The 22345-nt window shown below is 73.4% G+C and carries 3 protein-coding genes; all 3 read left to right on the top strand.

The features are described from left to right. Nucleotides 1–606 precede the first annotated feature (606 nt). The 3 genes from OHS59_RS02365 to OHS59_RS02355 all read left to right on the top strand — a co-directional run bounded on the left by OHS59_RS02365 (nucleotide 607) and on the right by OHS59_RS02355 (nucleotide 22345). Nucleotides 607–1740, top strand: coding sequence for a cytochrome P450 (locus OHS59_RS02365; RefSeq protein WP_328491698.1), 1134 nt, complete (start codon nucleotides 607–609; stop codon nucleotides 1738–1740). 189 nt (nucleotides 1741–1929) lie between these two features. After that, entirely contained in the window at nucleotides 1930–3219 is a 1290-nt protein-coding gene (locus tag OHS59_RS02360) for a serine hydrolase domain-containing protein (protein WP_328491697.1), read from the top strand. Nucleotides 3220–3340: 121 nt separating this feature from the next. Continuing rightward, the gene (locus OHS59_RS02355; RefSeq protein ID WP_328491696.1) at nucleotides 3341–22345 is read left to right on the top strand and encodes a non-ribosomal peptide synthetase; all 19005 of its coding nucleotides are present in this window, start codon (nucleotides 3341–3343) and stop codon (nucleotides 22343–22345) included.

Below are 22345 nucleotides of genomic sequence, written 5' to 3'. Positions count from 1 at the left end.
CCATGAAGACTGACGCCGGTTCGATCGGGCCGAGAATATTTGTTCCGAGTGCGATCCGCCCCACCCGGCGGGTATGTGCGGCCTCGCGTATGTCGTCAGCACGACCGGCCCCATCCAAAGGCCCGGCATACGTGAGGCAAAGGCAAGGAGAAATCGCCGCGCGGCCGCTGCGCGGTACGCTCACTCATTGGAGACGTGTGATGTCAGCGACGCCGACCTGGTGCACACGACGCATGCCGCGGGTTGTTCGCGGACGGGCGTGGCACCGATACGGTCCACGCCGCATATGTTGACGCGTACGACCGGAACCGATGATCCGCGGCACTTTGCCGTACGGGCCGGCGCGGGCCACGCCGGTGATCGAGACATGTGATCAGGAACTTCGACCGAGCCGCTCCGCGTCCGCTCAGGGCTGCCGCGCGTCGGGAGCGCACCAGGTCACGCCCGGGATCCACGTCCGCGCCTGGGGCTCGAAGTCAACTATCCCGCTTGTGGTTTCGCTGTCCCCGCGTTCCGCACGAAGGAGAATAGGTGACCGGCAACGCATCGAATCAGGAGTACTTACCCTTCGACGCGCTGAGTGATCGATGGAAGTCCTTACGTGCAATGAGACCTGTGCATTACGAAGAACAGCAGGACGCCTGGCAGGTGGTGGATCACCAGTCGGTGGCCGCGATTCTCGCGGACCCGGCGACGTATTCGTCCGACTTTTCGTCCGTCGGGCCCACCCAGGAGGACTTCGAGGTCTTCCGGCAGGGCAATTTCGTCGGTATGGATCCTCCGGAGCACCGCAAGCTCCGAACTCTCGTGAGCCAGGCATTCACACCCCGTGTGGTGAGCGGATTGCAACCACGCATCGAGAGCGTGTGCGCCCGGCTGCTGGACGGCGTCGCCGACCATGACCGGTTCGATCTGGTCGACACACTCGCCTACCCGCTGCCGATCATCGTCATCGCCGAACTGCTGGGCATACCGGCATCCGACCACACGCTTTTCCAGGAGTGGGCGGCCACCCTCTTCGGCGGTGACGAACTCGGCGAGATGCCCAGCATGGACGACCTCGAACGCGCGCTGAATGCCATCGCCCCGACCGTACGAGAGATGAACGGTTACGTCCTCGACCATATCCGGCGCTGCCGAGCGAATCCGGGGAACGATCTCACCAGCAAACTGCTGGCCGCCGAGGTGGACGGGGTCCGTCTGGACGACCAGGAGATCGTCGGGTTCGTCGCCCTGCTGCTCGTCGCCGGGCACATCACCACCACGGCGCTGCTGGGCAGCGCCGTCGTCACGTTCGACCGGCACCCCGGCACCCTCCAGGCGCTGCGAGCCGACACCGACCGGCTCCCGGACGCCATCGAGGAGGTACTGCGCTGGCTGCCTCCCTTCGCGGAACTCGGCCGACGCACCACGCGACCCGTGGTGATCGGCGAGCAGGACATTCCCGCCGGCGCGATGGTGGTGGCCCATCTGGCCGCCGCCAACCGCGATCCCGCCCGCTTCGAGGCGCCGGACGTCTTCGATCCGTCCCGCAGCCCCAATCCCCACCTGACCTTCGGTCACGGCATCCACTTCTGCTTCGGCGCACCGCTGGCCCGGCTGGAGGCGCGTATCGCGCTACGGATGCTGCTTGAACGTTTCTCCGACCTGAACGTCCCCGCCTACGACGAGGTCACCTTCCAGAACCCGGCCGTCATCGTCGGCGTACGCCATCTGCCGATCGAGGTCAAAAGGCCTTAGCGAGCAAGCCTTGACCGGCAAGCACCGGCAAGCAAGAACGCATCACCCGCACCGACGCGGGGGCCGTTCCGCTCTTCCCCATCGGCCCCTCAAGTCACCGTCACAGAACGCATCACTGGGAGTCCCCTTCACATGCCCTACCCCACCTCCGCTCCAGTCGCCCCGCAACCGTCCCCCTTACGCCGAACGTTGCAGGACACCCTTGACGCCCTCGCGCGAACCCGCCGTGTGCCCGGCGCCCATCTGGCCGTCGACACCGGGACGGAGATCGTCAGCGTGCACACCGGCACGGCCGACGCCGTCCGAGGCACCGCCTTCACGGCCGATACGGCCGTGCCGCTGGGCAGCGTCACCAAGACGTACACGGCCGCCACTGTCATGCTCCTGATCGACGATGAGGATCTCGATCTGGACGAGGCCGTCGCCGACGTCCTGCCGGAATTCCAGGACTTACCCAAGGTGACCGTGCGTCACCTCCTCTCCCACACGGCCGGCCTCCCCACCGGCCTCGACTCGGACACCGCGGCAGGCATGACCGCCTCCCGCTATCTCTCGGCGGTCTGCACCGCCGAGGACGCGCTGTTCGACCCCGGGACGGACTTCTCCTACTCCAACGCCGGTTACGTGGCGGCGGGGCGGCTGATCGAAGCCGTGACGGGCATGACATGGCACGAAGCCGTCCGCGTCCTGTTGCTGGAACCGCTGGACATCACGCCCGCCTTCCTCGGCGACAGCGCCCCCGGCCGGCCGACCGCCGGCGGACACGCGCTGAACACGGCGACGGGCGCCGTGCGGCCGGCCCAGCAGAGCCTGGCCCCCGTCGAGGCGCCGGCCGGCGCTCTCCTGGCGAGCGCCCCGGATCTGCTGGCCCTGGGCAGAACCCTGATCGGCCGGTCGGCTGTCCTCCCGTCCGGTACCGCCGCGCTGATGCGGCGCCCCGAGGACGGCACCGAAGCCGGTGCCCTGGCGGACGCCTGGGGCCTGGGCGTGGCCCTCTACCAACAGGACGACCGCTGGTGGTGCGGTCATGACGGCAACGCCCAGGGCACCTCCTGCCATCTGCGCGCCGAGCCGCGCAGCGGCGTCGTGGTCGCCTTCACCGGCAACGCCGGCGGCGCCACCGCCCTGTGGCGAGATCTGGCCGACCAGCTCACCCGGCTCACCGGCATGCGAGTGCCGACGGCTCCCGCGCGCCCGGACCGGGGCGGTCCCATCGCCTTCCCCCAGTGTGCGGGGACCTATCGCAACGGGACGAGCGAGTACCGGATCAGCCTCGACAGCGACGGCCTTCCCGCGCTGTCCATCGACGGCGACCTGTCACTGCCCCTGATCTGTTACCCCGACCTGAGCTGCGATCTGGTCGACCCGGCCACCGGCCACCGGGAACCCGGCGGACACTTCCACCGTGATCCCGTCGACGGAAGCGTCGACCGCGTACAGATCTCCGGCCGTACGGCCCGCCGCGTCGGCACCAGCTGACCCCGCGCCCGTCCGCCGAACCTCTCCCGTGCCGGTGGCCGCCCCACGGCCCCGGCGCGCCCGGGCGGCTCCCCGTGCCCGCGCCCACCCGCATTGCCACCGCTTTCGAAGGACCCCCCTCATGACGGACCTGCACAACGAGCCTGCGTCGACGTCCCTTCCGGTCCGGGCGGACGACGCCACCGCCACCGCCGTCGCTCCTGACGGAGGCGGTACGGGCAGCGCGGAGGAGCCGCTGCCGCTCGGTGAACTGTTCGAGGCATGGGTGAGCCGTACGCCGGACGCGCCGGCGGTGACCGACGGCCGGCGGACGTGGTCCTACCGGGAACTGGCGGAGCGGACCGGGCGGCTGGCCGCCGAGCTCGTACGGCGCGGAGCCGGCCCGGATCGGACGGTGGCCCTGGTCCTGCCGCGCTCACTGGAGCTGATCGCCGCCGAACTGGCCGTGGCCCGAGCGGGTGCCGCCTTCCTGCCCGTGGATCCCCGATACCCGCGCGAGAGGCGCGTGTTGATGCTGGAGGACGCGGCACCGGCCGTCGTCCTCGACGATCCGGCCGACCTGCGCGCCGTCATGGAGACCGCCGGGCCCGCCCAGGGGCCGGGCCCGCGGGTCGCCCCCGACCAGGCCGCGTACGTCATCTACACCTCGGGTTCGACAGGAACACCCAAGGGAGTGACCGTCACCCACCGGGGCATCGCCGCCTTCACCGCGGGCGCCGCCCGGCAGTACGCCGTGGGCCCGGGCGGCCGGGTCCTGCAGTTCTCCTCACCCAGCTTCGACGCCTCCGTACTGGAGTTGTTCATCTCCGTCCTGTCCGGCGCCACCCTCGTCGTACCGCCCGACGGCCCGTGGCTCGGCGACGAACTCGCCTCGGTGGTGAACGAGCACCGCATCACCCACGCACTGATCCCACCGGCCGCCCTGGCCACCCTGCCAGACCCCGCACGGCTCGACCCGGGCCGGCTGAGCACGCTGATCGTGGGAGCCGAGGCGTGCCCCGCCGCACTCGTCGACCTCTGGGCGCCCGGCCGCCGGATGATCAACTCCTACGGTCCCACCGAGACGACCATCGTGGCCTCCTGGACCGGACCGCTGTCCGCGGGCGGCGGCACACCGAGCATCGGCCGACCCCTCACCGGCACCGAGACGCACGTGCTCGACGCGGCCCTGCGCCCGGTGCCACAGGGAACCGACGGCGAACTGTACGTCGGCGGTGCCGGAGTGGCCCGCGGATACCTCGACCGGCCGGGACTCACCGCCGGACGCTTCGTCGCCAGCCCCTTCGGCCCGCCGGGAGCCCGGCTCTACCGCACGGGCGACCGGGCACGCCGGAACACCGACGGCGAACTGGAGTACCTGGGCCGCGTCGACCGGCAGGTGAAGGTACGCGGCTTCCGCATCGAACCCGGCGAGATCGAGTCGGCTCTGCGGCGCCACAACGGCGTGCGCGACGCCGTGGTCGTGGTGCGCGAGGACGAGCCCGGACGCCGGCAACTCGTCGGGTACGTCACCCCCGCCGACCCCGGACACGCCCCGGACCCGCAGGACTTGAGGGCGATCACCGCCGCCGCTCTGCCGCCGCACATGGTGCCCTCCGCCGTCGTCGTCCTGGACGCCCTGCCGCTCACCCCGCAGAACAAGATCGACCGGCGCGCGCTGCCCGCACCCGTCCGCGCGGCAGCCCCGGGCCAGGTGGCGCCGCGTACCTCGCAGGAGCGGGTGCTCGCCGACGTCTGGGCGGACGTCCTGGGGGCCGACGCCGTCGGAGTCGAGGAGGACTTCTTCGACCTGGGCGGCGACTCGATCCTCGCCGCCCGCGCCCTCGCCCGTATCCGCGAGGAACTCGGCGCCCGGCTGTCGATCCGGGACGTGTTCACCGCGCGCACCGTCGCCGCCCTGGCCCGGCTGCTGGGCGAGTCGACCCTCGCGGCACCCCCGGACCCGATCCCGGCCGTCCCGCGCGACCGGCCGCTTCCGCTCTCCAGCGCCCAGCGACGCCTGTGGTTCCTGGACGACCTCACGCCGGGCGGCACCGAGTACAACACCGGCCTCGCGCTGCGGCTGCGCGGCGAGCTGGATGCCGGGGCGCTGCGCCGCGCCCTGGACCGGCTGGCCGCCCGCCACGACTCCCTGCGCACGACCTTCGCCACGGCGGACGGCCAGGGAGTGCAACGCGTCCACGCGCACGTGGAACTGCCCCTGCGCACCGCCGACGTGACCCACCTGCCCGCCGCCCGGCGCGACGAGGCCGTCGAACGGCAGCTCACCGAGGAACTGGGCCGCTCCTTCGACCTCGCGACCGGCCCGCTCACCCGGGCTCTGCTCGTCCGCCGCGGAAACGACGACCATGTGCTGCTGCTGGCCCAGCACCACATCGTCACCGACGGCTGGTCCGTGGGCATCCTGACCCGCGACCTGGCCGCGCTGTACCGCGCCGAGACGTCCGGCACGCCGGACGGCCTGCCCGTACCCGGTGTGCAGTACCCGGACTTCGCCGTGTGGGAGCGGCAGCGGCGCACCGGGGACGACGACGCCTCGGACCTGGCGTACTGGAAGCGGCACCTGAGCGGCATGCCTCAACTGGAACTGCCGACCGACCGGCCCCGCCCGGCGGTGCGCACCACCGACGGCGACGCCCACCGGCAGCATCTCCCGGCCGAACTGGTCTCACGGCTGCGGTACCTGGCCGGGGGCCGCGGCACGACTGTCTTCACCCTGTTCGCCGGGGCCGCGGCGGTGCTGTTCTCCCGGTACTCCGGGCAGCGGGACATCGCCTTCGGCACCGTCACCACCGGGCGGGGGCGCCGCGAGCTGGAGGAGGTGACGGGGTTCTTCGCCAACACCGTGGTGCTGCGCGGCGAGGTGGACGAGGCCATGACCGTCGACCGGTTCGTGGAGAGCATGCGGGCGACGGTTCTTGACGCCTTCGCCCATGAATCGGTGCCGTTCGACCGGGTGGTGGAGGAGCTGGCCCCGACCCGGGACCCGAGCCGCACCCCGCTGGTGCAGGTGCTCGTGGTGCAGCAGACCGCCCCGGGCGACCTGCCGCAGGCCGGCGGGGTACGGATCGAGCAGCAGCCGCTGCCCCGGCCTGCCGCGCGGTTCGACCTGGTGCTGGAATTCGTACCGGGTGCCGACGGCGGCTGCGAGCTGACGGTCGAGTACAACACCGGCCTGTTCGAAGCGCGGACGGTGGCGCGGATGGCCCGCCAGCTGCGACGACTGCTGGAGGGCATGGCCGACGGGCCGCACCGTACGGTGGGCGAGCTGGCCCTGCTGTCCCGGGACGAACGGCACACGCTGCTGGAGTCGTGGAACCCCCGGCCGGCGGACGCCGACCACGCGCCGGTCTCTACGCTGCCCGCGCTGTTCGAGGAACAGGTGGCCCGGACGCCCGGCCTGACCGCCGTGGTCTGCGGACCCGAACGCCTGGACTACGCCGAGGTCAACCGGCGTGCCAACCGGCTGGCACGGCTGCTGGCCGCCCGCGGCGCCGGGCCCGAGACGCTGGTCGCCCTGTGCCTGCCGCGGACGGCGGACCTGCTGCCGGTGCTGTGGGCCGTGCTCAAGGCGGGCGCGGGTTACCTTCCGGTGGACCCCGGCTACCCGGTCGAGCGCATCCGCTTCATGCTCGCCGACGCCGCTCCCGCCCTGGTCCTGGCCACCCGCGAGACCGCCGGAGCGCTGCCCGAGGACTGCGTGCCGCTGCTCCTGGAGGACTGCCTAGCGCGGGAAGCCACCGCCGACAGCGACCCCAGGAACAGCCAACTCGGGGACAGCGGCCTCAGGACAGGCGATCTTTCCGACGGCGACCTCACCGGCACAGACCTCACCGACGCAGACCGGGTGCGCCCACTCCACCCGGAGCATCCCGCCTACGTCATCTACACCTCGGGTTCGACCGGGCGTCCCAAGGGCGTCGTGGTCACCCATCGCAGTGTCGCGGCACTCGCCGCGTGGGTCGGACAGCACTTCGAGGCGCGGCAGTTGGCCCACGTGGTGGCCTCCACCTCGCTCAACTTCGACGTGTCGGTCTTCGAGATGCTCTGCCCCCTGCTCGTGGGCGGCGGCATCGAGGTGGTCGCGGACCTTCCGGCTCTCGTGGACACCGCAGACACCGGGAGTTCCGCGGACGCCACGGAGATCCGGCGGGCCGGACTTGTCAGCGGCGTACCGTCGGTGATCTCCCGGATGCTCGCCGAGGGCGGCGCGCCCGTGCGGGCGGACACCGTCGTCCTGGCCGGCGAGGCGCTTCCCGCGCAGACCGTGCACGACCTGCGGCGGGCCATGCCGGGCTGCGCGATCGCCAACATCTACGGCCCCACCGAGGCCACGGTCTACGCCACCGCGTGGTTCGCGGGCGACGCGGACCCGGACCAGGCGCCGCCGATCGGCAAACCCGTGGCCCGTACGAGGGCCTATGTCCTGGACCGGTTGCTGTGCCCCCAGCCGCCCGGTGTGACGGGAGAGCTGTACCTGGGCGGCGAGGGTCTGGCACGCGGATACCTGGGGCGCCCGGGGCTGACCGCGTCCCGCTTCGTCGCCGACCCCTACGGCGGACCGGGTGGCCGCATGTACCGCACCGGTGACCTGGTGCGGTGGAACACGGACGGCGAACTGGAGTACCTGGGCCGCACCGACCAGCAGGTCAAGGTACGCGGCTTCCGCATCGAACTGGGCGAGGTGGAGGAGGCGTTGCGCCGTCTCGACGGTGTGGCGGAGGCTGCGGCCACCGTCCGGGAGAGCGAGGGCCACCGTCGGCTGGTCGGCTATGTCGTGCCCGCTCCGGACGCGCGCGTCGAGCCGGAGGAGGTGCGCCGGACCCTCGGCCGCAGCATGCCCGACTACATGGTGCCGACGGCCGTCATGGTCCTGGCCGACCTGCCCCTCAACCCCAACGGCAAGCTGGACAGGGACCGCCTTCCGGACCCGGGGCCCACCCGCAGCGGCTCGTACCGAGTGGCCCCGCGCACGCCCACCGAGCGGATCCTCGCCACCGTCTGGGCGGACATCCTGCGCGTGGACCGTATCGGCGTGGACGACAACTTCTTCATGCTGGGCGGCGACTCCATCCTCAGCATCCAGGTGGTGGCCCAGGCCCGGCAGGCGGGCCTCACGCTGACCTCCCGGGACGTCTACCGCCACCAGACGATCGCCGCCCTCGCCCGCTGCGCCGACGCGGCGGGCGACCGCGTGCCCGCCGCACCGGCTCCGGTCCCCGCCACCGGCGACGCGCCGTTGACGCCCATCCAGCGCTGGCTGTTCGACAGCGCCGACCGACGCGCGGGCCGTTTCGCCCAGACCCTGTCGTTCCACGTCCCCGACGACCTGGACGCGAACGCGCTGGAGGAGGCCCTCAACGACCTCGTCACCCATCACGACGCCCTGCGCTCGCGTTTCCTCACGGACGAGACCTCGGACGTGACCTCGAACGCGGAACCCCTCGCCGCCTGGCGCATCGAGGACCGCACACCCCGTGTCCACCTGGCCCGTCACGCCGGCCCGGACACCGACACGCCCCACCACGGCGCCTTCGACCTGCGCCACGGCCCGCTGCTGCGCGCAGTGCTGCACGACCGGGGCCCCGGACGGTCCCGCGTGCTGCACCTGGCCGTCCACCACCTCGTCGTCGACGGCGTGTCCTGGCGCGTACTCCTGGAGGACCTCGACCGCGCCTACCGCGCCCGCCGGGAAGGCCGGGACGGGCGGACGGCGCTTCCCCCGAAATCCTCACCGCTGCGGCACTGGGCCCGGCGCCTGTCCGCGCACGCGGCCGACGGCGGCTTCGACGACGAGGCCGGGTACTGGGCCGACGCCGTCGCCGGAGCCTCGGCGGACCTCCCCATCGACAGCGACAGCGACACCGACGGCCGTGGAGGTGACGGCGAGGGCGCCAACACCTACGCCTCCGCGCGCTCGGTGACCGTCCGCCTCACGCCCGAGGACACCTCCGCCCTGCTGCGCACCCTGCCGGACACCTACCGCACCCGGGTCAACGACGTGCTGCTGAGCGCGCTCGGCCGGGTGCTGTGCGCGTGGACCGGGCACGAGCGGGTGCTCGTGGACGTCGAGGGACACGGCCGCGAGGACCTGTTCGCCGACGTGGACACCAGCCGTACCGTCGGCTGGTTCACCACCCGCCACCCCGTCGCCCTCGCCGTCCCCCCCGACGCCGACTGGGACGTCGTGCTCAAGCAGGTCAAGGAACAACTGCGGGCGGTGCCCCGGCACGGTGTCGGGCACGACGTCCTGCGGTACCTCGCCCACCCCCGGGCCCTGGCCGGAGCACCGGAGGCGCAGGTCAGCTTCAACTACCTGGGCAGGTTCGGACTCCCGGACACCACCGGAGGCCTGTACGAGGGCCAGTTCCGAACGCTGGAACTCGACGCCGACCCCGGTGCCGCGCGCCCCCACCCGCTGGAGGTCGTGGGCCGACTGGACGGCGACGCGCTGGAGTTCACCTGGTTCTACTCCGAGGAACTGCACGCGAGGGCGACCGTCACCGAACTGGCCGCACACTTCGCCGACGCGCTGACCGGCATCGCACGGCACGCCGGCCGGCCCGGCAGCGGCGGACGCACCCCCTCGGACTTCCCCCTGGCCCGGCTCGACCAGGCGGCCGTGGACCGGATCGTCGGGGACGACCCGGGCGCGGTGGAGGACATCCACCCGCTCACCCCCACCCAGACCGGCATGCTCTTCCACCGGCTCTCCCAGGACGACCGGGGCGTCTACTTCCAGCAGCTGACCTTCGACCTGGAGGGCGTGCCCGACCCGGCCGCGCTCGCGGCGGCCTGGCAGCGCGTCACGGACCACACGCCCGTGCTGCGCGGCCGAGTCGTCTGGCAGGACGTACCCGAACCGCTGCTGGTGGTGCAGCGCCACACGGCCCTACCCGTGACGCACCTGGACTGGCGCGGCCTGAGCGAGGAGGAGCGCGAGCGACGGCTGCGGGACCTGCTGGACCGGGACCGGGCGCAGGGCATCGACCTGGACAGGGCCCCGCTCCAGCGGTTGGTGCTCGCCCGCATCTCCGACAGCGGCGTGCGGGTGGTGTGGTCGTTCCACCACCTCGTCCTGGACGGCTGGAGCCTGTTCCAGGTGCTGTCCGACGTCTTCGCCGGACATGCCACGGCCGGGCGGGAACCGCTGCCCGACCGGCGCCCCTTCCGGGACTACGTGGCCTGGCTGCGCGACCGCGACGGGGCGGAGGCCGAACGGCACTGGCGCCGCCGCCTGGCCGACCTGGCCGAGGCCACCGCGCTGCCGTACGACCGGGAGCCGCGCGAGAGCCACCGCGCCGAGTCCGTGGCCGCCGTCCGTGGCACCGTGGACACGGCCACCACCCGGGCACTGGAGGAGCTGGCCAGGACGGCGGGGCTGACCCTCAACACCCTCGTGCAGGGAGCCTGGGCGCTGCTGCTGAGCCGTCAGGCCCGCCGGAGCGACGTCGTGTTCGGCACGACCGTGTCCGGACGGCCCCCCGAGCTGCCGGGCGCCGACACCATGACCGGCCTGTTCATCACGACCCTGCCCACCCGGGTCACCGTGCCGCACGACAGGCCCCTGCTCGACTGGCTGCGCGACCTCCAGCAGGAGCAGAGCGAGGACCGCCGCTTCGATCACGTGCCGCTCACCCGGATGAAGGGATTCACCGAACTCCCCGAGCGCGTCGCCCTGTTCGACAGCATCGTCGTCTTCGAGAACTACCCGGTCGACGACGGCCTGGCAGCCGCCCACGGACTGCGGCTCAACGGCCTGGACGGCATCGAGACCACCAACTACCCGCTGAGCCTGGTGGCCTATCCGGGCGCCGAACTGGGTCTGCGGCTCGGCTACGACCCGCAGTTGTTCGACGCGGACACCGTCGGGCGCATGGTCGAGTACCTCACCGTCCTGCTGACGAACATGGCCGCCACGCCCCGACTCGCCCCGGCGCGCGTGCCGTTGCTCTCGCCCGCCCGCCGCCGACAGGTGGTCGAGGAGTGGAACGACACGGCCACCGGCAGTACCGAGGCCACCGTCGCGGAGCTGTTCGCCGCGCAGGTGCGGCGCACGCCGGACGCCGTGGCCCTGGAGACGGACGAGGAGCGGCTCACCTACCGGCAACTCGACGCCCGGGCAGCCCTGTTGGCGGACAGGCTCACCGCGCTCGGCGTGGCGCCCGAGGTTCCGGTGGGCGTGCTGATGGACCGCTCGGCCGACCTCGTCGTCGTACAGCTCGCCCTGGTCCGTACCGGCGGAGTGTTCGTGCCGCTGGACGGCAGGGCGCCGCACGAGCGGCTGCGCAGGATGCTCGCCGAGGCGGACGCGCGACTGCTGCTCACCGACTCGGGCCGGCAGGCCGCCGCGGGGGAGGCGCTGCCCGACGGCACCGTCCTGCGCGTGGCCGACCTCCTCGCCGCCGAGATCCCGGGCGAGGACGCCGACTTGGCGGGCGAGGCCCCGGCCCTGCGCGCGGTGCACCCCGACAACGTCCAGTACCTGATGTTCACGTCCGGCTCCACCGGCATCCCCAAGGGCGTCGCGGTACGCCAGCGGGACGTCGCCGCGCTCGCCCTCGACCGCAACTTCGCCGGGCACGACCGGGTCCTCGTGCACTCCCCGCACGCCTTCGACGCCGCCACCTACGAGGTGTGGGTGCCGCTGCTGCACGGCGGAACGGCCGTACTCGCCCCGTCGGCCGACGTGGACGCCGCCGTCGTCCGTCACGCGATCACCGAGCAGGGGGTGCGCTGCCTGTGGCTGACCGCAGGTCTGTTCCGGCTGCTCGCCCAGGAGGATCCCACCTGCCTGCGCGGCGCCCGTGAGGTGTGGACCGGCGGCGAGGCCGTACCGGGCGCGGTGGTGGGCCGGGTGCTCGACGCCTGCCCCGGCCTCACCGTGGTCGACGGCTACGGACCGACCGAGACCACCACCTTCGCGACCCGCCGGGTTTTCCGCGCCGGGGACCCGCTGCCGCCGGTGCTGCCCATCGGGCGACCGCTCGACAACACCCGCGTGTACGTCCTGGACGACGCTCTTCAGCCGCAACCACCCGGTGTGCCGGGGGAGTTGCACATCGCGGGTGCCGGACTGGCCCGTGGCTACGCGGGGCGGCCCGGCGCGAGCGCCGCACGCTATCTCGCCGATCCGTTCGGCCCGCCCGGCGGCCGGATGTACCGCACCGGAGACATCGTGCGGTGGAGCGCCGACGGTGAACTGCACTTCGTGGGACGCGCGGACGACCAGGTCAAGATCCGGGGATTCCGCGTCGAACCCACCGAGATCGAGGCCCGGCTCACCGCCCACCCGGCCGTGGCCGAGGCAGTGGTCTCGGTGTACGAGCACGCCGGACGCAAGCGGCTGGCCGCCCACCTCGTGCCCGTACCCTCGGCCGCCGTGCCCTCCGCGAGCGAGCTGCGCGCACACGTCGTCGCCGAACTGCCCGACTACATGGTGCCCGCCGCCTTCGTCACCCTGGCCGAGCTGCCCCTGACGGCCAACGGCAAGGTCGACCGGCGCCGGCTGCCCGCCCCCGACTGGACAGCCGCCGGCGACGCCGAGTACCGCGCGCCGCGTACCGAGGCCGAACGGATGCTCGCCGGGATCTGGGCGGAACTGCTCGGAGTGGAACGGGTCGGCGCCGACGCCAACTTCTTCATGCTGGGCGGCGACTCGATCCTCAGCATCCAGGTCGTCTCCCGGGCCCGCGCCGCCGGACTCGCGCTCACCCCGAGGGACCTGTTCCGGCACCCGACGGTCGCGGCCCTGGCCGCCGCGGCGGCCACCGGCGACGCCGCGCCCGTCGCGGGGACCGGCCCGGTGAGCGGCGAGGTCCCGCTCACCCCGATCCAGCACTGGTTCCTCGATCCCGGGCCGCGGCGGCCGGAGTTCTTCAACCAGTCCGTCGTCGTGGAGACACCCGACGACGTCGACCCTGCCGCCCTGCGCCGCGCCCTGGTGGCCGTGTACGCCCACCACGACGCCCTGCGCTGCCGTTTCGTCCGCTCCGCCGACGGCTCCTGGCACCAGGACTGCCCGGGGGCCGACGAGCAGCCCCCCGAACTGCTGGAGGTCTGCGACCTCAGCGGAGCGGAGCCCGCGGTGGCCGACGAGACGCGGGCCCGCGTCACGGCAGAGGCGCACGCCTCCTTCCGCCTCGCGAGCGGCCCGCCGCTCACCGCGCGTTTGTTCACCGGCACGCCCGACTCCCTGCGTGCATCCGGCGCGACCGGCTCCCGTCTGCTTCTCGTCGTGCACCACCTGGTCGTCGACGGTGTCTCCTGGCGCGTCCTGCTGGAGGACCTGGAGACCGCCTACGGACAGGCGCGAGCAGAGGAACCGATACGCCTGCCGGAGCGGACCACCTCCGTCCAGGAGTGGGCGCGACGCCTGCACGCGCACACCGTGTCGGGCGGTTTCACCGCGCAGCGCGAGCACTGGGAGGCGGTGGCAGAGCACTGCGCCGCACCCCTGCCGGTGGACGGCGTCGGCACCAACACCATGGCCGACGTGGCCGCGGTGACCGTACGCCTGGACCGGCGCCGCACCGACGACCTGCTGCGGAAGGTGCCCGGCAGCTACCGCACCCGCGTCGACGACGTTCTGCTGACCGCGCTCGGCCGGGTGCTCGCCGGGTGGACCGGACGGCGGACCGTCACCGTCGGACTGGAGGGCCACGGCCGCGAGGACCAGCTCTTCGACGACGTGGACCTGTCCCGTACGGTCGGCTGGTTCACCACCCTGTTCCCCGTCGCCCTCGACCTCCCGGACGGGGACCGGGACGGGACCGGGGACTGGGGGGCCGCCCTGAAGTCCGTCAAGGAGCAGCTGCGGGCCGTGCCCGGACGCGGCCTCGGCCACGGCGCCCTGCGCCATCTGGCGTCCGACGAAGGTCCGGCGTCCGACGAGCGTCTGGGGTCCGGCGAGGGGCCGGCGTCCGGCACGGCTCCGGCCGACGCGCCGATGCCGGGCGTCAGCTTCAACTACCTGGGCCGCTTCGACTGGTCCGCCGGGGGCGGCGCGCTGGTGCGTTCCGTACCGGGCGGCCTGGACGGCGCCGAGGCACCCGAGTCGGTACGCCCGCACCTGCTGGACGTGGTCGCGCGCGTCCAGGACGGCGAACTGGAGATCACCTGGCACTACGGCCGGCACCTGCACCGCGAGGAGACCGTCGCAGGCCTCGCGTCCGGCATGCTGCGGGCCCTGGAGGACATCGTCGCCCACTGTGCCGACCCGGCGGCGGGCGGCCGTACGCCGTCGGACTTCCCGCTGGTCCGGATCGACCAGGCGGCAGTGGACCGCGTCGTCGGCGACGGCCGTACGGTCGCCGACCTGTACCCGCTGACGCCCATGCAGGCGGGCATGCTGTTCCACAGCCTCATGGACCCCGACAGCCGCACCTACGTCAACCAGGTGCAGTTGGTGCTGTCCGGCGTCACCGACCCGCGAGCCCTCGCCGAGGCGTGGCAGCGGACGGTGGACGCCAACGCGATGCTGCGCGTCCGCCCGCTCTGGCAGGAGACCGCCGAACCCCTCCAGGCCGTGCGGCGACGGGCGACCGTGCCCGTCACCCACCACGACTGGTCCGGGTGGTCCGCCGAGCGGTGCGAGACGGAACTCGCGCGGCTGGTCGACGAGGACCGGCAGACCGGTATCGACCTGGAGACGGCCCCGCTGATGCGCCTGGCGCTGATCCGGCTCTCGCCCGAACGGGTGCGGCTGCTGTGGACGTTCCACCACCTGCTGCTCGACGGGTGGAGCGCGGCCCAGGTCTTCGACGAGGTGTGCGAGCGGTACGCGGCGCTCGTCGCCGGACGCCCGCCGACCGTGCCCGACCGTGCCCCCTTCGGCGACTACCTGGGCTGGCTGGCCCGGCAGGACACCGAACAGGCGGAACGCCACTGGCGTAAGGCGCTGGCCGGTTTCCCCGTCGCCACCGAACTGCCGCGCGACCGGCGGCCCGCCGAGGCGCACCGCACCTCCTCCTCGGGGTCGGTGCGGGTGACGCTCGACGCCGACGTGTCCGCGCGGCTGCGCGAGACGGCACAGGCGGCCGGTCTGACCCTCAACACCGTTGTCCAGGGCGCCTGGGCGCTGCTGCTGTCCCGGTACGGCGGCGGGGACGACGTGGTGTTCGGCACCACCGTCTCCGGGCGTCCGGCCGACCTGCCGGGCGTGACCTCCATGGTCGGCCTGTTCATCAACACCCTGCCGACCCGGGTACGGATCGACGCCGCGAGTCGGCTGCTGGACTGGCTGGGCGAGCTCCAGGCCGCCCAGTCGGAGTCCCGGCGCCACGAGTTCGTGTCCCTCGCCCAGCTCCAGACCTGGAGCGAGACACCGGGCGGCACGGCCCTGTTCGACAGCATCGTGGTCTTCGAGAACTATCCGTTCGACGCGGACGCCCTGGCCCGGCACGGCCTGGCCATGGAGCAGGAACGCGACGTGGAGCCGACCAACTACCCGCTCAGCGTGGTGGTCGCGCCCGGCGACATCCTGACGGTCACCCTCGACTACGACCCCGCCGCTTTCGACGCGGCCACCGTCGACGGTATCGGCGCGAGCCTGCGCACCCTGCTGACCGAGATGGCCACCGACCCGGACCGTGAACTCGCCGGACTGCCGCTGGTGTCCGTCCAAGAGGGCCGCGAGCTGCTGGACCGCTTCGGCGGCCCGGTGACCGAGGCCCCGTACCGGACGCTGCCCGAGGCGTTCCGCGCCCAGGCCGCGCGCACCCCCGACGCCCCGGCCGTGCTCGGAGACGCCGTGCTCAAGGACGCCATGGTCGGGGGCAGGGAACAGCTCACGTACCGGCAGCTCGACGAGCGCGCCAACCGGTTGGCCCGGCTGCTCGTCGAGGCCGGGGCCGGGCCCGAACGGTTCGTCGCGCTCGCCCTGCCGCGCACCCCGGACCTGATCGTGGCCCTGCTGGCGGTCCTCAAGAGCGGCGCCGCCTACCTGCCCGTCGATCCTGGCTACCCGGCCGAGCGCATCGCGTTCCTCTTCGACGACGTGCGGCCCGAAGCGGTCGTCACCTGCGCGCAGACGGGCGACCGGCTGCCCGACGGGCAGTTCACGCGGATCGCCCTCGACGACCCCGCCTGCGCCGCGCGCCTGGCCGCCCTGCCCGGCGGCGACCTCACCGACGACGAACGGCACGGACGGCTGCTGCCCGACCACCCCGCCTACGTCATCCACACCTCCGGCTCGACCGGCAGGCCCAAGGGTGTCGTCGTCGCCCAGGCCTCGGTCCTGGCCCTGACCGACTGGGCCGCCGCCGAGTTCGGCGGGCACGGCCTGGAGCACGTGGTGGCCTCCACCTCGCTCAACTTCGACGTGTCGGTCTTCGAGATCTTCTCGCCGCTGCTGGCGGGCGGCCGCGTCGAGATCGTCCACGACCTGCTGGCCCTCGCCGAACGCGAAGAGCCCTGGCAGGCGGGACTGCTCAGCGCGGTGCCCTCCGCGCTCGGGCGGCTGCTGGCGGAGGACACCGTCCAGGTCCGCGCCGACACCGTCGTCCTCGCCGGGGAGGCCCTGCCCGTACGGACCGTGCGCCAGGTGCGCTCGGCGGTCCCCGGCTGCCGGGTGATGAACATCTACGGCCCCACCGAGGCCACCGTCTACGCCACCGCCTTCACCTGCGACCCGGCCGAACCCGACCGCGTACCGCCCATCGGCAGGCCCGTCGGGGGCGCCCGCGCCTACGTCCTGGACACCCGGCTGCGCCCGGTGCCCACCGGGGTGCCGGGGGAGTTGTACCTGGCCGGGACCGGGGTGGCCCGCGGCTACCTGAACCGGCCGGGGCTGACCGCGTCACGCTTCGCCGCCGATCCGTTCGGGCCGCCCGGGAGCCGTATGTACCGCACCGGAGACCTCGTACGGTGGACCGCCGACGGCGACCTGGTCTATCTCGGCCGCTCGGACGACCAGGTCAAGGTCCGCGGCTTCCGCATCGAACTGGGCGAGGTCGAGGCCGCGCTGACCCGGCACCCCCGGGTGTCCGCGGCAGCCGCCCGCGTGGTCGAACACGACGGCCACAAACGCCTGGTCGGCTACGCGGTCCCCGACGGCACCGCACTGCCCGAGCCCGCCGACCTGCGGGCCTTCCTCGCGCGTACGCTCCCCGACCACCTGGTCCCCGCACTCGTCGTACCGCTGGAGCGGCTGCCGCTCGGGGCCACCGGAAAGCTGGACCGGCGCGCGCTGCCCGACCCCGTGTGGTCGGCGCCCCGCGGGACCGGCGACCGCCCGCCGCGCACCGACGCCGAACGGGTCCTCGCCACGATCTGGTCCGAGGTGCTGGGCGTGCCCGAAGTGGGCGCGCGGGACAACTACTTCGCGCTCGGCGGCGACTCCGTCCTCGGCATCCAGATCGTCTCCGCCGCCCGCCGGGCCGGACTCGCCCTGACACCCCGGCACCTGTTCCGCCACCAGACCGTCGCCGAACTGGCCGCCGCCGCCGAGGAACCGACGGCCCCGCGGACCACGGCGGAACAGGGCCCGATCGTCGGGGACGCACCGCTGACCCCCGTCCAGCACTGGCTGTTCGACATCCTCACCGGCGACCCCGCGCACCTCACCCAGGCGGTCTCCTTCCACCTGGCCGCCGACACCGACGAAACCCTGCTGCGGGCCGCCCTGGCCGCCGTCCTGGAGCACCACGACGCCCTGCGCCTGCGCTTCGAGCCGACCGGCGAGGGACGGTGGCGGCAACACGGCACCGCCCCCGGGGAGGCGCCGAACCTGGAGGTCCACGACCTTCCCGGCGGCATCACCTCGACCGCGGGCGAGCCGCCCGAGACCTCCGACGCGGCGATACGTGTCCTGGCCGACCGGCTGTGCGCCGGGTTCGACCTCGCCGACGGGCCTCTGCTCCGGGCCGCCCTGTGCCGGACCGGCGACGACCGGCCGCCGGTCCTGCTGCTGGCCGCCCACCACCTGGTCGTGGACGCCGTGTCCTGGCGGGTGATCCTGGAGGACCTGGAGAGCGCCTACCGGGCACTGCGCGCCGGCGAGCGGGCCGACCTCGGACCGAAGAGCACCTCCTTCCGGGCCTGGGCCCAGCGGCTGGCCGCCCACACCGCCGCCGGCGGCTTCGACGACGAACTCGCCCACTGGCAGGCCCTGTCCGCCGACGCCGCACCCCTGCCGACCGACCTCCCCGGCCTCAACACCGCCGCCTGCGAGGAGACGGTGACCGTGAGCCTGGACGACGAGGACACCCGGCGACTGCTCCAGGACGTACCGGACGTCTACCGCACCCGCGTCAACGACGTCCTGCTGTGCGCCCTGGGCCGCGTACTGGGCCGCTGGACCGGACAGGACCGGGTCACCGTGGCACTGGAGGGCCACGGCCGCGAGGAACTCTTCGACGACGTCGACCTGGCCCGGACCGTCGGCTGGTTCACCACCATGTTCCCCGTCGCACTGGACGTCCCCAGGGACACCGGCACCGGGGCCGCACTGAAGTCCGTCAAGGAGGGCCTGCGAGCCGTACCGAGGAGCGGACTGGGTTACGGGGCCCTGCGCCACCTGCACCCCGAACGCGACCGGCTCGGCCTGCCGGAACTGCCGCAGGTCGGCTTCAACTACCTGGGCAGGCAGGACTGGAACGCCACCGCGGACGGCCTGCTGCACGCGCCGTACGCCGGACTCGCCGGCGGCATCGACCGCACGGCGGACCGGCCGCACCTCCTCGACGTCCTCGGCCAAGTCGTCGACAAGCGGCTGGAGTTCACCTGGTCGTACTCCCGCGAGGTGCACCGGCGGGACACGGTGGCCCGGCTGGCCGCCGAACTGGCCGACGAGCTGCGGCACATCGTGCGGCACTGCGCCGAGCCCGGCGCCGGAGGCCGCACTCCGTCGGACTTCCCGCTGGTGCCGCTGGACCGGACGGCGGTGGACGAGCTGGTGGGCACCGGCCGCGACATCGCGGACCTCTACCCGCTCACCCCCACCCAGACCGGCATGGTCGTGCACGGGCTGGACGAGCCCGGCACGGGCATGTACGTCGAACAGATCACGTTCGTCGTGGACGGAGTGCGCGACCCGCGCCTGCTCGCCGCCGCGTGGCAGCACGTCGTCGACCGCACACCCGTCCTGCGCACCACCGTGGTGCTGAGCGGAGTCCCCGTCCCGCTCCAGGCCGTGCACCGCACCGCCGCGCTGCCGGTCACCGAGCACGACTGGAGCGCCCTGAGCCCGGACGCGCGGGACACGGCACTGGAACGGCTGCTCACCGAGGACAAGGCCCGCGGCCTTCCCCTGGACCACGCACCGCTGCTGCGCCTCGCCCTGATCCGGCTCGGCCCGGACCAGGTGCGGGTCGTATGGACCTTCCACCACGTCCTCCTGGACGGCTGGAGCGTCTTCCACGTCCTGGCCGACGCACTGGCCGCGCACGCGGCGCTCGTCCGGGGCGAGGAACCCCGGCTGCCGGACCGCCGCCCGTTCGCCGACTACGCCGCCTGGCTGGCCGCCCGGGACACCGCGCCGGCCGAGGAGCACTGGAGGAGCGTCCTCACCGAGCTCACCGCCCCCACACCGCTGCCGTACGACCGCAGGCCCGCCCGGAGCAGCGCGGCCCGCTCCGACACCTGGCTGTCCCAGTGGCTGGGGACGGAGGAGACCAAACGGCTGGAGGACTTCGCCCGCCGCAACCGCCTGACGCTCAACACCGTCGCGCAGGGCGCCTGGGCGCTGCTGCTGTCACGGTGGAGCGGCGAACAGGAGGTGTGCTTCGGCACCACCGTCTCCGGGCGCCCCGCCGACCTGCCCGGCGCCGACACCATCACCGGCCTCTTCATCACCACCCTGCCCGCCCGGGTCACCGTGGACGGCGGCAGGGCCTGCGGCACCTGGCTGCGGGACACCCAGGCCGCGCGGGCCGAGGACCGCCGCTTCGACCACGTACCGCTGACCGACCTCCAGGCGTGGAGCGGCCTGCCCGCCGGGACACCGATGTTCGACAGTCTCCTGGTCTTCGAGAACTATCCGGTCGGCGACGCCACGGCCGGCGCCCACGGCGTCCACGTGCGCGACCTCGACGCCCGGGAGGCAACCAACTACCCCCTCACCGTGGTCATCTCGCCCGGCGAACGGCTCGGCGTCGAACTCGGCTACGACCCGCGCCACTTCGACGAGGCCACCGCCCGTTCGCTGGCCGCCCAGTTCCTGCACACGCTGGCCGAACTGGCGGCCGCCGAGGAAGCCGACCGCCTGGACGCGATCGACATCCTGCCCGCCGCGGAACGGGCCCGACTGCTGCGCGGCCCCGCCCGCCCGCGGCTCGCACCGGTGACCCCGGCGACCCTCCCCGCTCTCATCGAGGCGGGGACGGACCGCAGTCCGACGGCCACGGCACTGAGCGCGCCCGGCCTGTCGCTGACCTTCGCCGAGACGGAAGCGCGGGCCAACCGGCTGGCGCACCGGCTCATCGCGCGCGGCGCGGGGCCGGGCAGCCTCGTCGCCCTGGTCCTGCCGCGCTCGGCCGACATGGTCCTCGCCCAGCTGGCGGTCACCAAGGCCGGTGCCGCCTTCCTGCCGGTGGACCCCGACTACCCGCGGGAGCGGGTCGAGTTCATGCTGCGGGACGCGGCGCCCGCCGTCACCCTCGACGCCACCGAGGTGTCCGCGCTGCTCGCGGACGGGTCGGACGGACGGGATGCACGGGACGGGCAGGACGGGACGGACGAGCTGGGTTGGCCGGCCCGGCCAACCGGCACGCCCTGCCATCGGCCCACCGACGCCGACCGCCACCGCCCGCTGGACCTGGACGATCCGGCCTACGTCATCTACACCTCCGGCTCCACCGGCACCCCCAAGGGCGTCGTCGTCACCCACCGGGGTCTGGCCGGCTTCGCCGCCGCCGAGGCCGCGCACTACCAGGTGGCGCCGGGCGACCGGGTACTGGCGTTCGCCACGCCCAGCTTCGACGCCTCCGTGCTGGAACTGTGCATGTCCCTGCCGCGGGGCGCCCGCCTGGTCGTACCCCGCCCCGGCCCGCTGCTCGGGACCGCACTCGCCGACGTGCTGCGCGACGAACGCATCACCCACACCCTGCTGCCCCCGGCCGCCCTCGCCACCCTGCCGCCGGACACCCCCGGCACCCTGCCCGACCTGTTGACCCTGACCGTCGGCGCCGACGCGTGCGGCGCCGACCTGGTCGCCCGCTGGGCCCCGCATCACCGACTGGTCAACTCCTACGGGCCGACCGAGGCCACCGTCGTCGCCACCTGGTCGGACACCCTGGAGGCGGACGGCACCGCACCGCCCATCGGCCGCCCGCTGCCCGCCACCGGCGCCTACGTCCTGGACACCCGACGGCGCCCGGTCCCCGACGGAGTGGCGGGCGAACTGTGGCTGAGCGGACCGGCGCTGGCCCGCGGCTACCTCGGCAGGCCCGGCCTGACCGCGAGCCGGTTCACCGCCGACCCGTTCGGGCCGCCCGGCACCCGCATGTACCGCACCGGCGACCTCGTACGGCGCGACGCCCACGGGGAACTGCACTACCTGGGCCGCACCGACCACCAGCTCAAACTGCGCGGCCACCGCATCGAGGCGGGCGAGGTCGAGACGACACTCGCGCGCCACCCGGCCGTGCTGGACGCCGTGGTGGGCGTACGGGAGGACGAACCGGGCCTGCCGCGGCTGGTCGCCCACCTGCTGCGCGCACCCGGCGCCGAAGCACCCACCGCCGCCGAACTGCGGGCGCTGGCCGCCGCGAGCCTGCCCGGCCCCATGGTGCCCACGGCGTACGTCGTACTGGAGCACTTCCCGCTCACCGAGAACGGCAAGACCGACCGGGCCGCTCTGCCCGCGCCCGCACCGCAGGCGCCACGGACAGCGGAACACATCGCTCCGCGCACCCCCACCGAGGAGATCCTGGCCGACTTCTGGGCGGAGGCACTGCTCACCCAAGTCGGCGTCGAGGACGACTACTTCGACCTCGGCGGCGACTCCCTGCGCGCCCTGCTCATCGCCTCGCGGGCCAACGACGTCTTCGGCGTGGACCTCACACCCCGCGACGTCCTGGTCCACCGCACGGTCGCCGCCCTGGCCGACCTGGTGGAGGAACAGGTGCTCAACGAACTCGAACTCGAAGACGCCGCACGCGGCGACAGCGACCACGACGAACGGTGA

The sequence above is a fragment of the Streptomyces sp. NBC_00414 genome, from assembly GCF_036038375.1.
Taxonomy (GTDB): domain Bacteria; phylum Actinomycetota; class Actinomycetes; order Streptomycetales; family Streptomycetaceae; genus Streptomyces.
The sequence above is the reverse complement of the archived record's forward strand: the minus strand, read 5'-3'. Positions and strand labels throughout refer to the sequence as shown.

Excerpts from the sequence above, each read along its gene's own strand:
- OHS59_RS02355 (WP_328491696.1), top strand. The coding sequence starts at position 3,341 with ATGACGGACCTGCACAACGAGCCTGCGTCGACGTCCCTTCCGGTCCGG.
- OHS59_RS02365 (WP_328491698.1), top strand. The coding sequence starts at position 607 with ATGAGACCTGTGCATTACGAAGAACAGCAGGACGCCTGGCAGGTGGTG.